The organism is Microbacterium sp. oral taxon 186 str. F0373 (assembly GCF_000411455.1).
GTDB lineage: Bacteria > Actinomycetota > Actinomycetes > Actinomycetales > Microbacteriaceae > Microbacterium.
The window spans coordinates 1671924-1684957 of sequence record NZ_KE150457.1; the positions used below are offsets into that span (position 1 = coordinate 1671924).

General features: G+C 70.1%; 9 protein-coding genes. 2 read left to right on the top strand and 7 right to left on the bottom strand.

Annotated features, from left to right (window positions below; genetic code table 11):
- Positions 1 to 13: 13 nt before the first annotated feature.
- Entirely contained in the window at positions 14 to 529 is a 516-nt protein-coding gene (locus HMPREF1529_RS07820) for a tetratricopeptide repeat protein (protein ID WP_016464402.1), read from the bottom strand.
- A 12-nt stretch (positions 530 to 541) separates the two neighbouring features.
- Positions 542 to 2053: an HNH endonuclease signature motif containing protein gene (locus HMPREF1529_RS07825; protein ID WP_016464403.1), complete on the bottom strand. Its 1512-nt coding sequence runs from the start codon at positions 2051 to 2053 to the stop codon at positions 542 to 544.
- Positions 2054 to 2224: 171 nt separating this feature from the next.
- Between HMPREF1529_RS07825 and moaA the strand changes: the two genes are divergently transcribed.
- Positions 2225 to 3283, top strand: coding sequence for a GTP 3',8-cyclase MoaA (gene moaA, locus HMPREF1529_RS07830; RefSeq protein WP_016464404.1), 1059 nt, complete (start codon positions 2225 to 2227; stop codon positions 3281 to 3283).
- A gap of 2 nt (positions 3284 to 3285) precedes the next feature.
- Here moaA and cydC read toward each other — a convergent pair whose 3' ends face one another.
- The 5 genes from cydC to HMPREF1529_RS07855 form a co-directional block, all read right to left on the bottom strand.
- Positions 3286 to 4965: a thiol reductant ABC exporter subunit CydC gene (gene cydC, locus HMPREF1529_RS07835; protein ID WP_016464405.1), complete on the bottom strand. Its 1680-nt coding sequence runs from the start codon at positions 4963 to 4965 to the stop codon at positions 3286 to 3288.
- Positions 4962 to 6665 carry a thiol reductant ABC exporter subunit CydD gene (cydD, locus tag HMPREF1529_RS07840; protein ID WP_016464406.1) on the bottom strand — a complete coding sequence of 568 codons (1704 nt, stop codon included), beginning with the start codon at positions 6663 to 6665 and terminating at the stop codon, positions 4962 to 4964. The genes cydC and cydD overlap by 4 nt, the downstream gene beginning before the upstream one ends.
- Positions 6666 to 6743: 78 nt before the next feature.
- Complete coding sequence (gene cydB, locus HMPREF1529_RS07845; RefSeq protein ID WP_005051395.1) at positions 6744 to 7778, bottom strand: cytochrome d ubiquinol oxidase subunit II; 1035 nt, start codon at positions 7776 to 7778, stop codon at positions 6744 to 6746.
- Positions 7779 to 7786: 8 nt separating this feature from the next.
- Entirely contained in the window at positions 7787 to 9232 is a 1446-nt protein-coding gene (locus HMPREF1529_RS07850) for a cytochrome ubiquinol oxidase subunit I (RefSeq protein ID WP_005051393.1), read from the bottom strand.
- A gap of 100 nt (positions 9233 to 9332) precedes the next feature.
- Positions 9333 to 9956: a helix-turn-helix transcriptional regulator gene (locus tag HMPREF1529_RS07855; RefSeq protein WP_005051389.1), complete on the bottom strand. Its 624-nt coding sequence runs from the start codon at positions 9954 to 9956 to the stop codon at positions 9333 to 9335.
- A 251-nt stretch (positions 9957 to 10207) separates the two neighbouring features.
- Here HMPREF1529_RS07855 and HMPREF1529_RS07860 point away from each other — a divergent pair, with 251 nt between their 5' ends.
- Positions 10208 to 12967 (top strand): lamin tail domain-containing protein, encoded by a 2760-nt coding sequence (locus tag HMPREF1529_RS07860; RefSeq protein WP_016464407.1) that lies wholly within the window; start codon positions 10208 to 10210, stop codon positions 12965 to 12967.
- Positions 12968 to 13034 lie beyond the last annotated feature (67 nt).

A 13034-nucleotide genomic window follows, 5' to 3' on the forward strand; every position in this document is an offset into this window, starting at 1 on the left:
CGGCGGCGTGCTGTCACGCCCCGCCGTCTGCGGCGACGTCCAGATCTCGCAGGTAGTCCGCGTTTGCGCGCAGCGATGCGCGGTAGCGATCCAGCTCCGTCTCCGGCGCGTGCGCGGCGACGACATCGAGCAGCTCGGCGAAGGCCGCGTGGACCTGGCCGGCAGCATGAAGGCTGAGGGCCTCGAACACGGCCAGTGAGACCGCTTCGGGGAACTCGTCGCGAGCGTCGGCGAACACCCGGAGGGACTCGTCGAACCGATCGAGGTTTCGCAGCGTGCTGGCGTACTGGAGCAGGCATCGGCGGCGGATGTCGCCGGTCAGACCGGCGTCGAGCGCGCGCGGATACAGAGCCGAGGCCGCGCTTTCGTCACCGGCGGTGTCATGCGCCCCAGCGAGCTCGTACAGGACACGCGCGTGATCGGGATGCCGGGCGTGGATCTCCTCGAGCGCCGCGATCGTCGGCGCCATCGCATCGCGATCTCGCGCCGCGAAGATGCGGTCCAACTCGGCATCGAGGCTCTCGCTCATCCGTCGATCCTCTCAGAACGGTGGCGGCTCGCCCCCGCCAGGTGCCGGTGTGGTGGTGTCGGGGACGAATCGGACGCGGCTGGGCGGGTGGTCTTCGTAGTGTCGTCCGGTGGGGGAGGTCCATTGCAGGGTTCCGCCTCCGAGGTGCCGTACTCGCCAGGTGGTGTGGTGTTTGAGCGTGTGGTGTCGTCGGCACAGGTGGGCGAGGTTATCGTGTGCGGTCGCTCCGCCGATCGCGGCGGCGGTGGTGTGGTCCTGGTCGCATCGGTGTGCGGGGCGGGTGCATCCGGGCGTGCGGCATCGTTCATCCCGTGCGCTCAGGTAGCGGCGAAGGCCCGCGGACGGCCGGTACCGGTCGACCGCGACCGGGATGCCGGCGATGGGGTCTGTGAACACCCGATCCCACCCGGGTGCGAGCCCGGTGAGTCTTCGGGCGAGGGCGGGCTGGATCGGTCCGTACCCGGTCAGGATCGCTGGACCTGCGTCCGGGGCGCCGGCGAGAGTGAGTGCGGGGATCGTCAACTGAATCTGCGCGGTCACCGTCTCCAGCCCCGCCCCGGTGGCTGTGGTGGTGGGAGTGGCGGTGAGCAGCAGGTCGCTCAGGATGTCAGCGCGCACCTGCGCGAGCGAGCGGTGATCCTTCTCCTGCACGCAGATCGCACCACCGCAGGATGCTGGGTCGGTGTCGGCGTTGCCAATATCGCTGGTAGTGCGCGCCGTCCCAGTGACGACGCTCTGCCCGTCGTTGTCACCACCATCTCCACTGTCTGCATCACCTTCACCACCGCCGCTCGCGGCCGCGCCGTCGGCGGCGCCTTCGGGGTGGTCGAGGACGTGGCAGGCGCGGCTGGTGAGGGCGTCGTGGATCGCGTAGGCGAGGGGTGCGGGAAGGTCGGCGATCAGGCGTGCCATCCCGTCATCCAGGTCGAACAGTCGGACCGAGCGGGTCTCGTACGCGCGGTCGGTGGCGTCGGTGAACGCGTCGGGGTCGATGGTCGCAGCGATGACTTTCACCGCCGCCGTCATCCGCGTCGGAGACTCCGTCCGTGCGGCCTCCAGGGCGAGGGCTTCGAAACGGGCACGATCGTCGGGCGTGCGAAGCAGCATCCCGATGCGACTGATCGCCCACGCGTGCGCCGCATCAATGCCGCCGTCCTCCCACACCTTCAAGGTGGTGGGGAAGTGCTCACGCAGCAGGAACGCTTCCGACATGCGCCGCTGCACACCCCGATCCGACACCCGCAGCGCCATCGCGAGCTCCAATGCGACCTCTCGGAGCGGTAGGTCCGCGTCGGATGAGCGCACGCGTGCCCGCCCCAGTTGCTGTGCTTCCTGCCGCAACAGTTCGACCCGATCCGCAACCAGATCCACCGCAGCCGCCAGCAACCGGGCTTCTGCCGCCTGCGCCGCCGCCGCGCGACGACGCGTATCGACGACGCCATCGACCAGCCCGTCCAACGCCGGCCACGCCGAACCCGCGGACCCGACCGACTCGACCGGACGAGCATCGGATACCGCGAGCATGATTCACCCCCTAGAGACCTGCAGGCACATCGGCGCGTCAGGGCCGATCGCCCCGCCGCCAGGGGGCATGCGACGGGTTGTTCTTCCCTCCACTATAGAACAAAAGTACGAAACTGGCAAGAGAATCCGCTATTCGGCCTCCGCCCGCGCACAGCCGGGTAGCCTCGGTGCATGCCCGCCGTCCCGCTCATGCTGCGCACGGGACGCGCCGCGTCAGCGCGGCCGACGGCCCCGGGCGCCCCGCTCGTCGACCGTTTCGGTCGCGTGCACCGTGACCTGCGGATCTCGCTGACCGACCGGTGCTCGCTGCGGTGCACCTACTGCATGCCCGAGCAGGGCAACGAGTGGCTCGCGCGCACCAGCATCCTCTCGACCGATGAGATCGTGCGGGTCGCGCGGTTGGCGGCGGTATCCGGGATCACGACCTTCCGGCTGACGGGCGGCGAGCCACTGCTGCGCGCCGACATCGTCGACGTCGTGCGGCGTATCGCCGCGATCGCCGGTCCCGACGGCCCCGTCGAGGTCGCCCTCACGACGAACGGCATCCGCCTGGGCGAGGTGCTGCCCGACCTCATCGATGCCGGGCTTGACCGCCTCAACATCTCGATCGACACTCTCGACCGCGACCGCTTCCGCGAGCTCACCCGACGCGACCGCCTCGACGATGTCGTGGAGGGCATCGCCGCGGCATCCGCATCGGGCCTTCGCCCGCTCAAGCTCAACGCGGTCGCCATGCGTGGCGTCAACGACCACGAGCTCGTCGACCTCGTCGCCTTCGCGCTCGATCACGGCGCCGAGATGCGCTTCATCGAACAGATGCCTCTGGATGCCGGTCACACATGGGATCGCGCCCGCATGGTGACCCGCGACGAGATCCTCTCAGCGCTCTCGGAACGCTGGAGCCTCGAGCCCGTTCCGGGTCGCGGGGGAGCGCCTGCGGAGCGTTTCCTGCTCGATGGCGGACCCGCCGCTGTCGGCGTGATCGCCTCGGTCACCGCCCCGTTCTGCGGCGCATGCGACCGCCTGCGGCTCACCGCGGACGGTCAGCTGCGCAACTGCCTGTTCTCCAACGACGAGTACGACCTTATGCCGCTGCTGCGCGCCGGCGCCGACGATGTCGCGCTCGACGCGCTGCTGCACGACTGCATCGCCGGCAAGCTTCCCGGCCACGCGATCGACGATCCGTCGTTCCTGCAGCCGGCGCGCGGGATGAACGCGATCGGCGGCTGAGCTCAGGCTTCGATGCGTCCGCCGGTCAGCCGCACCGTGCGGTCGACGAGCTCGGCGGGGACGTCGACGTGCGAGATCAGCACGACGGCGCGGTCGGGTCCGACGGCACCGAGCAGGTCGGTCAGGAGGGCGTCGGAGGCGTCCGCGTCGACGCCGGCGGTCGGCTCGTCGAGCACCAGCACGGGGAAGCCGTGCAGCAGCGCCCGTGCTAGCGCGATCCGCTGGGCCTGCCCGCCCGACACGAGGGCTCCGCGCTCGCCGACGCGCGCATCCAGGCCGCCGCGCTCGGCGAGCCAGTCGCCCAGGCCCACCCGCTGCAGCACCGCCTCCAGCTCGGCATCCGTGGCCGTGTCGCGGGCGAAGAGGAGGTTCTGCCGGATGTCCTCGTCGAAGAGCATCGGCTGCTGTTCGCAGAGCCCGACCGTCTCGCGGACGGTGTCGGGGTCGAGGTCGTGCACATCGACCCCGCCGATCGTGTAGCGGCCGGCGGTCGTCTCCAAGAAGCGCACGAGGACGTGCGCCGCCGTGGTCTTGCCGGCGCCGCTGGAGCCCACGACCAGGATCCGCTCGCCCGGGGCGACCGTCAGATCCAACGCGTGCAGGGCATCCTCTGCGGCTCCCGGCCAGCGCGCCGCGACGCCCTGCAGAACGAGGCCAGCGCCGAGAGCGGCGTCCGTTCGTGCGTGCGCATCGGCGTCGCGGGCGACCTCGAGCGGGATGCCCGCCGGTGCCTCGTCCGGCACGGCCTCGGCGATGCGTGCGGCCGCGGCGCGCACCTGTCGCCATGAAGACGCTGCCGCCGGCACCGCGGCGAAGACCTCGAACACGGCCATCGGCACGAGCACCGCGACGGCGAAGGCAGGAGCGGTGATCGTCCCGTCGCCGAGCGCCGGAACGGCGGCCAGCACGGCGAAGACGGAGGCCGCGCCAGCCAGCACCGACACGACGGCCGTCGAGCCCGCCTGCGCACCCGCCCGGCGGGTCACCGCCCGCCGCAACGCGACATCCGCCGCGGCGATGCGCTGCGCACTGTGCGCGTCGGCTCCGTACGCGGCGAGAACGTCCAAGCTCGCGAGATGATCGAGCACGGCGTCGGCGAGGCGTGCGCGCAACGGCGCGATGGAACGTTCGGCGCGAGATCCGGCCACCCATCCCCAGCCGACCGCAACGACCGCCGCCACGAGGAGGCACGCGAGCAGGGTGAGCGCCGCCGGCCACCAGACGATCCCGACGAGCACGACGGCGCCGAGGGCCACCGTCGCCGACGACACGAGCGGCAGCACGACGCGCAGCGGCAGGTTCTGCAGCTCGTCCACGTCGTCGACGAGAGCGCCGAGCACCGAGCCGCGCCGCGTGCGGGTCAGTCCGTCGGGGGCGAGCGGAATGAGCCTGCGTACCAGGTCGGTGCGCGTCACCGCGAGCTGGCGCAGCGCCGCATCGTGGCTCGCGAGTCGCTCGGTGTAGCGGAAGGCGGCCCGGCTGAGAGCGAAGGCGCGCACGCCCACGACGGCGGCCGACAGGTACATCACCGGAGGCTGCTCGCTGGCGCGCACGATGAGCCACGCGCTGCAGGCGAGCAGGGCGACCGCCGACGCCTCCGAGAGGAAGCCCGACGCGGCGCCCGGCCAGAATCGGCGCAACGACGGCATCGCCCGCCGCAGCACGTCCGTCGTCGTGGTCATGCTCCGACCCCCGCCGGTGTCGCCGACAGCGTCACGACGCGGTCGGCGATCTCCCGCGCGCTGCGCCGGTGAGAGATGAGAAGCACCGTCGCTCCGCCATCGGCGAGATCCCGGATGCCGCGCCACAGGGCCGCCTCCGTCGCGGCATCCAGTGCGGAACTCGGCTCGTCGAGGGCGATCACGGCGGCGCGAGCGCGAAGGTGACGGAAGACGGCGCGCGCCACGGCGACGCGCTGGGCCTGTCCGCCGGACAATCCCGCGCCCTGCACCCCGAGCTGCTGGTCGGGATCGAGCGCGCCCGCCTGGGCGAGCTCCAGCGCGCGTGCGACCAGGGGGCCCCGCGATGCCGCGGCAGTCTCATCGTCGCCCAGCGCGACATTGTCTGCGATGGTGCCGGAGATCAGTCCCGGATGCTGCCCGGCCCAGGCCAGCCACGTCGCGGGGGAGAGCGCGTTCACCGGCGTGCCGTCCAGCTCGGCGCGCCCGTCGAAGGTGACCGCGCCGCGGAGGGCCGCGAACACGCTCGACTTGCCCGCGCCGCTCGGCCCTTCGATGAGCGTGACGGTGCCGGGCTCCGCGACGAGGTCGACGGAGGGCAGGAGCAGGTCGCCGCGCCGGACGCGCAGTCCGGTGAGCACGAGTCGTCCCGGGCCGGCGCCCACCGTCGCGGCGTCGGCCGTCCGCGGCGCGCGCTGCGCATGGGCGGCGAGCTCGCGGGCCTCGTCGAGCACCGCGAAGACGTCGTCGGTCGCGGCCACGCCTTCTGCAGCGGCATGGAACTGCACGCCGACCTGGCGCAGCGGAAGGTAGGCCTCGGGCGCCAGCAGCAGCACGAACAGGCCGACGGCGAGCGCCAGTGACCCGTCGACCAGGCGGAAGCCGATCGACACGGCCACGATCGCGACCGAGATCGACGCCAGCAGCTCGAGGGCGAAACCCGACAGGAACGACACGCGCAGCACCCGCATCGTCTCGACGCGGTAGGTGTCGGTGACTTTCTCGATCGACCGCACGGCGCGATGCTGACGGCCGAAGACCTTGAGCGTCGACAGGCCCTGGACCGTATCGGCGAAGCGGGCGGCCAGGCGCCCCAGCGTGCGCCACTGCTTCTGCTGCACCGTGCGCGTCGCGAGGCCGATCAGCACCATGAACAGCGGGATCAGGGGGAGAGTGAGCAGCACCGTGAGCCCGGAGATCCAGTCCTGCCACCACATCACGGCGACCAGCACCGGGGTCGCGATCACGGTGAGCACGAGCTGTGGCAGATAGCGTCCGAAGTACGCGTCCAACGCTTCGAGGCCGCGCCCCGCGGTCACCGCGAGCTGCGCGCTGTTGCGGCCTGCCAGCCATCCCGGGCCCAGGATGCCGACGGCATCCACGAGCTGCGCCCGCAGCTGCGCCTGTACGCGCGCGGCTGCACGCGCCGAGAGGGCTTCGCGTGCCCACAGCAGCAGCGCACGGGCGGTGATGACGGCCGCCAGTGCGGTCAGCAGCGTGGTCAGCTCGGCCCACGGCATCCCGTCGATGGCGCGCGTGATCACGCGTGTCAGGAGCCAGGCGAACGCGACGACGACGGCGGTCTGCAACGCGCCGATCACGGCGATCGCGGCGAAGAACGCCCGCGACGCCGACGCGTAGCGCACCAGTCGCGGGTCGACGGGCCGCACCCGCGTGCGGCCCTGGTCGGCTTCGGTTGCCATTGTTCGATCCTGCCTCATAAACGGACACCGGCCCCGGTCCTCACCCGTGGGGCGAGCGCCGGGGCCGGTGAAGCGGCCTCAGTGGGCTGCGGTCAGTTCCGCCTTCTCGATCGTCGTGCGGGTGATCCGCTTGCGGAAGATCCAGTACGTCCACGCCTGGTAGGCGAGCACGAGCGGCAGGAAGATGAGCGCGGCCCACGACATGATCTGCAGCGTCATCGGCGTGCTGGACGCATTCGAGATGGTCAGGCTGAAGGCGTCATCGGTCGTCGACGGCATGACGTAGGGGAACAGTGCGAGCCACAGAGTCAGCACGGCGAACACGATCGTGACCGCTCCGGCCGCGAACGCCTTGCCGTCGCGGTCGGCGATGTTGAACCACACCGACAGCAGCAGGGCGACCGCCGCGATCACGCCGCAGGCGATGACCGCCCACAGCAGCGGGGCGCCGCGACCGGCGGCGAGGAAGATCGTCCACACCACGGTTCCGGCCGCGAAGATCACGGTCGGGATCGCGAGCTTCTTGCCGAGCGCCTGCGCGTCGTGGTGCACCTGGCCGTCGGTCTTGAGGCCCACGAAGTAGACGCCGTGCAGGAAGAACAGCAGCAGCGTCGTCACGCCGACCCAGAGGCCGTAGGGATTCAGCAGCGTGAAGAGCGAGCCGGTGAAGTTCTTGTCGGCGTCGATCGGCACGCCCTGCACGATGTTCGCGACTGCGACGCCCCACAGCAGGGCAGGCAGTGCCGAGCCGACCACGATCATCCAGTCGAAGCGACGCTTCCACCGCAGGTCGTCACGCTGGTGGCGGTATTCGAACGAGACGCCGCGGGCGATCAGCGCGAGCAGGATGAGCAGCAGGGGGAGATAGAAGCCGCTGAACAGCGTGGCATACCACTCCGGGAAGGCCGCGAACAGGCAGGCGCCCGCGACGATGACCCAGGTCTCGTTGAGGTCCCAGATCGGTCCGATCGTGTTGATCACCTGGCGTCGCGACACCTCGTCCTTGCCGAGGAAGGGCAGCGACATGCCGACACCGAAGTCGAAGCCGTCGAGCACGAAGTAGCCGACGAACAGCACTCCGACGATGAAGAACCAGAGGTAGGCGAGGTCCATGTCAGCTCCTAGTACACCGTGGACGGGGTCTGATCGACCGGGACATCGGACGGGTCGGGGTCATCGGGTCCGGGCAGGGGCTGCGGACCCTCCTTGACCGTCTTGACGATGAGGCCGAACTCGACGACCGCGAGGATCGCGTAGATCGCGGTGAAGGCGATCAGCGAGATCAGCACGGTCCAGCCGGGCACGTTCGGCGAGACGCCGTCCTGCGTGAGCATCAGACCGAACACGATCCAGGGTTGACGTCCCATCTCGGTGAAGATCCACCCGACGAGGATGCCGAGCAGGGCCAGCGGCGCCTGCCAGACGGCGAGCCGCCACATCCAGCCCGCGACCGGGCGCTTCGCGTTCTTGCGGGTGACCCAGAGGCCCGCAGCAGCGATCGCGGTGGAGAGCAGGCCGAAGCCCATCATCCAGCGGAAGGCCCAGTACGTGACCCACAGGACGGGCGCGAAGTTGCCGTTCACCTGGTCGGCGAACTGCGGGAACAGCTGCGTCGTGTAGAGCTGGTTGAGGTCGTTGATGCCCTCGACGCAGCCGTTGAAGTCGTGCGTCGACAGGAACGCGAGCACGTACGGAACGCGCAGCGACCACACTTCACCGGTGCCGTCGGGGGTGCCGATCGAGAAGATCGAGAAGGAGGCATTGGCTCCGCACGCCGAGTTGAACATCGCCTCGGCGGCGGCCATCTTCATGGGCTGCGTCTGGACCATGACCAGGCCCAGCTGGTCACCGGAGAGGAAGACCGCGACGAAGCCGATGATCATCGCCCAGAGGCCGAACTTCAGCGCCGGGCGCAGCATCTCGATGTTCTGCTTGCGGGCGAGGTGCCAGGCGGATGCCGCGATCACGACACCGGCGGAGAACATGAGCGCCGCGGAGATGGTGTGAGGGAACTGCGTCAGCGCGACCGGGTTGGTCAGCACCTGCCAGAAGTCGGCCATTTCGGCGCGGTGACCCGAGGCGGACATCTGGTAGCCCTTCGGGTTCTGCATGAACGCGTTGGCCGCGAGGATGAAGTACGCCGACAGCCAGGTGCCGACGACCGTCATCCAGATGGTGAGCAGGTGGATGCGGCGGGGGAGCTTGTTCCACCCGAAGATCCACAGGCCGATGAACGTCGCCTCGAAGAAGAAGGCCATGAGGCCCTCGAAGGCCAGCGGGGCGCCGAACACGTCGCCGACGAAGCGGGAGTAGCTCGACCAGTTCATGCCGAACTGGAACTCCTGCACGATGCCGGTGACGATGCCCATCGCGAAGTTGATCAGGAAGATCTTCCCGAAGAAGCGCGTCAGGTGCAGCCACTTCACATCGCCGGTGCGGTGCCACATGGTCTGGAAGATGGCGACGAACAGCGACATGCCGAGCGTGAGCGGCACGAAGATGAAGTGGTACAGGGTGGTCAGGCCGAACTGCCAGCGGGCGAGCAGCAGCGGATCCAGGAAGTCCATCGTCATCCTTCCGAGGGCGGGAGTCTTCTTCGAGACTGAAGCTACACAAGGATTTCCCAGCCCCGGGCGCCCTGGGCCGTGAAAAAGAATCGGGTTCTGATCAGGCCGTGGCGCCGGCGAACATCAGCTGGACGACGCACTCGCGCGGGTCGCAGGAGGGGCGCATGTCATCGACGGCGAGCGGCCCGCCGGCGGCGCTGAGCACGCTCTGCATGAGACCCAGGTGCACGCGGCACAGCACTTCGCGATGCTCGGCCTGGGAAGAGGCGTGTGCGCAGGGGGTGAGGTCGACGGTCAGCTCGCGCTCATCGACGAGGGGATCGAAGCCGGCGTCGATGAGGTCCTCGACGAGGGCGTCCACCTGATGGAGGGCTTCGGTGTCGAGCTCGGGCGCGGCTCCCGGCAGCACTCGGCGCATCAGGTCGCCCCGTTCGGCGGCGGCGCGCACCTTGCGGCGCTGGATGGCACTGGAGGCCAGGATGCCGTCGGCCGCGCTGTAGAGCACACGCGGGCGACCGCGGGTGGTGCGGTGCTCCGCCGCCGACACGACGTAGCCCTCGTCGATCAGACGTTGCAGATGCTCGCGCACGGTGTTCGGGTGCAGGCCCGTCGCCTCGACGATCTCGGTGATCGTTCGACGCGGCTGCTCCTGGACGAGGTGCAGGATCTCGACACGTGAATAACTGGAAATGGCGCTGTACCCAACCGGGCGACCTGTGGTCATACCTCATATTATTCACGGTGTCGGTCGTGCGCGCCACCCCCGATCTGCGGGGGTTTCTTCCGGCCCTGCGGAAAGGGGTGCTCGTGCCGTATCGCTGCGCGTCGGCATCCGTTCACCTGCCGTCGATCCGGCGTTCTTCCGCACCCGCAACCGTCGGCAGTGCCGCCGTCACAGGGGCCCCGCCGACCCCCTCATCGAGCGTTCGTCTCGAGTCTGGAGCCGACTTGTCCTCCTCGCCCTCGCGCCTTCGCGTGACCGCCCTGCTGACCGCCGCGCTCGCCTGCCTGTCGGCGGGCATCGCCGTCGCCCTGCCGGCTGCGGCCGTTGCGACGACCGAGGGCGTGGTCATCAATGAGATCGAGTCCGACGACGGCAAGAGTCCCGACTGGATCGAGCTGGTCAACACCTCAGCGGCGGCGGTCGACATCTCCGGATGGATCGTCAAGGACGACGACGACACCCGTACCGATGCGATTCCGGTGGGAACGACCCTCGCGCCCGGCGCCTTCTACGTGTTCACCAAACCGGCGATGACGTTCGGACTCGGCAAGGCGGACGCGGCGCGGCTGTTCCGCCCCGACGGCACGACGCTCGTCGACTCCTACGGGTGGACGGCTCACGCCACGGTGACCTACGGGCGTTGCCCCGACGGCCTCGGCGCGTTCACGCAGACCACGACCGCGACGCCGGGCGCGACCAACATCTGCGCCGCAGCCTCGCCCACCCCGACACCCACCCCGACCTCGACACCCAGCCCCTCGCCGACGAGCGCGCTGCCGCCGTCCGGTGCCGTGGCCGTGAACGAGGTCGAGTCCAACGGCGGTGATCCCGACGACTGGTTCGAGCTCTTCAACACGACGGATGCCGCGATCGACCTCACCGGCTACGAGGTGCGCGACGACGGCGATGCCTCCGATCATCGCTACGAGCTGCCGTCGGGGTCGATCCTGCCGGCGCGCGGGTTCCTGATCGTGCAGAAGAGCGTCGGCTCCGCGCCCGGGTTCCCGTTCGGACTCGGCAGCGCCGACAAGGTGCGCCTGTTCGCACCGGATCGCACGACGCTCATCGCAGAGGCGGCATGGACGGCGCACGCGGTGACGACGCTCGGTCGCTGCCCCGACGGCACGGGCGAGCTGCGGGAGACGGTCGCGGCGACCAAGGGTGCGGCCAACGCGTGCGGTGTGCCGGTGGCGATCAACGAGGTCGAGTCCAGTGGTGGAAGCCCCGACGACTGGATCGAGCTCGTCAACCGCTCCCACGCTGAGATCTCGGTCGCGGGCATGGTCGTCACCGACTCCGAGACCACGAAGAACCGCTACACGATCCCGGCGGGGACGACGATCGCGCCTCAGGGCTACCTCGTCCTGCAGAAGTCGGCGTTCGGTTTCGGACTCGGGAGCGCTGATGCCGTGCACCTCTTCGACCGCGACGGCACCACCGAGATCGACGCGACCTCGTGGACGGCACACGCCAGCACCACGTGGGGGCGCTGTCCCGATGCAACCGGTGCGCTCGCCGATACCTCGGCATCCACTCCGGGAACCGCCAACACGTGTGCCGGAGACCCGCCCGCGACCGAGGTTTGGCCGGGAGGCGCCAGCGTGCGCGTGCTCGATCAGAAGAACGAGTACCCCGACGCGAACCTCAGCGGACTCGACGTCGCGGGTGGCACGCTCTGGGCCGTCGAGAACGGCCGCGGACGCCTGCACCGGCTCCTCGCCCACGGCGACGCGTGGGCACAGGCGCCGGGATGGGCGGACGGCAAGGCGCTGCACTATCCGACCGGGTCGGGGCGGGTGGATGCCGAGGCGGTCACCGCCGTCGGCGACGCCGTCTATGTGGGCAGCGAGCGCGACAACGACAACAACAAGGTGAGCCGCCCCGCGGTGCTGCGCTACCAGCCGTCGGACGAGGCGAGCGAGCTCACGGCCACGGCCGAGTGGAACCTCGCCGCCGACTTCCCCGGTATCGGCGCCAACTCCGGCATCGAAGGGCTGACCTGGATTCCGGACGCATGGCTGAGCGCCCGCGGATTCCTGGACGGCACCACCGGCGCGGCGTACGACCCCGCCCGCTATCCGGGCCACGGCGACGGGCTGTTCTTCGTCGGTGTCGAGGGCACTGCCGCGGTCTACGCCTACGCTCTCGCCGCTGACGGCTCGTTCGCGCGGATCGCGACGATCGCCTCGCCGTTCCCCGTCGTCGCGGAGGTGCAGTTCGCTCGCGACCAGCTCTGGATCGTCTGCGACGATGCCTGCGACGGACGGATCGCGACGTACGCGATCGCCGGGGCGGGGCCATCGGCCGGAACATTCCAGCAGGCGCATATCTACGCGCGCCCCGCGCAGACATCGAACGTCGCGAACGAGGGGTTCGCCCTCGGGGAGGCGTGCCTCGACGGTGTCACGCCCACCTTCTACGTGGACGACGCCCGCACCGACGGATTCTCGCTGCGCAGCGGAACGCTGACCTGCAGCGACGCCTCGCCGACCCCGAATCCGACGGGCACCCCGGCGCCCACAGGGACGCCGCAGCCCACCGGTCAGCCGTCTGCGACGCCCACACCATCGGCCACGCTCGTGCCGACCGCCGGTGCGGCCCCCTCCGCGGCAGAGCTGACGACGGCGACGCGCGGCGGGCTGCAGGCCCCGGCATCCGCGGTGACCGGACAGGGGGTGACGATCACCGTGCCTGCGGCGGTGTCCGGCGAGCGCGTGCACATCTGGATGTTCTCGACGCCCACCGATCTCGGCTCTGCCACCGTGACTGCCGCCCGTACCGTGACGGCGATCATCCCGGCGGGCACGGCGGCGGGCGTACATCGCATCGTGGTCACGGATGCCGCGGGAACCGTGCTGGGCTGGACCGAGATCACCGTCGGTGCCGCTGTTCTGGCCTCGACGGGCGACGACGGTGCGGCCTTCGCTCCGGTTGCGCTGGCGGCGGTGATGTCGGTGCTCCTGGGGGCGGGGCTGTTGCGCCGTCGGCGCTCGGTCAGCCTCGCCGGCTGATCTGCGCCGACGCGGAACGCGTGCGCGCCACACTCAGCGTCGACCGAGGTATCTGCCCATAGAGTCG

What these genes read in the sequence shown, in the direction of transcription:
- HMPREF1529_RS07820 (WP_016464402.1), bottom strand. Translation starts at nt 529, where the DNA reads ATGAGCGAGAGCCTCGATGCCGAGTTGGACCGCATCTTCGCGGCGCGA.
- HMPREF1529_RS07825 (WP_016464403.1), bottom strand. Translation starts at nt 2,053, where the DNA reads ATGCTCGCGGTATCCGATGCTCGTCCGGTCGAGTCGGTCGGGTCCGCG.
- moaA (WP_016464404.1), top strand. Translation starts at nt 2,225, where the DNA reads ATGCCCGCCGTCCCGCTCATGCTGCGCACGGGACGCGCCGCGTCAGCG.
- cydC (WP_016464405.1), bottom strand. Translation starts at nt 4,965, where the DNA reads ATGACCACGACGACGGACGTGCTGCGGCGGGCGATGCCGTCGTTGCGC.
- cydD (WP_016464406.1), bottom strand. Translation starts at nt 6,665, where the DNA reads ATGGCAACCGAAGCCGACCAGGGCCGCACGCGGGTGCGGCCCGTCGAC.
- cydB (WP_005051395.1), bottom strand. Translation starts at nt 7,778, where the DNA reads ATGGACCTCGCCTACCTCTGGTTCTTCATCGTCGGAGTGCTGTTCGTC.
- HMPREF1529_RS07850 (WP_005051393.1), bottom strand. Translation starts at nt 9,232, where the DNA reads ATGGACTTCCTGGATCCGCTGCTGCTCGCCCGCTGGCAGTTCGGCCTG.
- HMPREF1529_RS07855 (WP_005051389.1), bottom strand. Translation starts at nt 9,956, where the DNA reads ATGACCACAGGTCGCCCGGTTGGGTACAGCGCCATTTCCAGTTATTCA.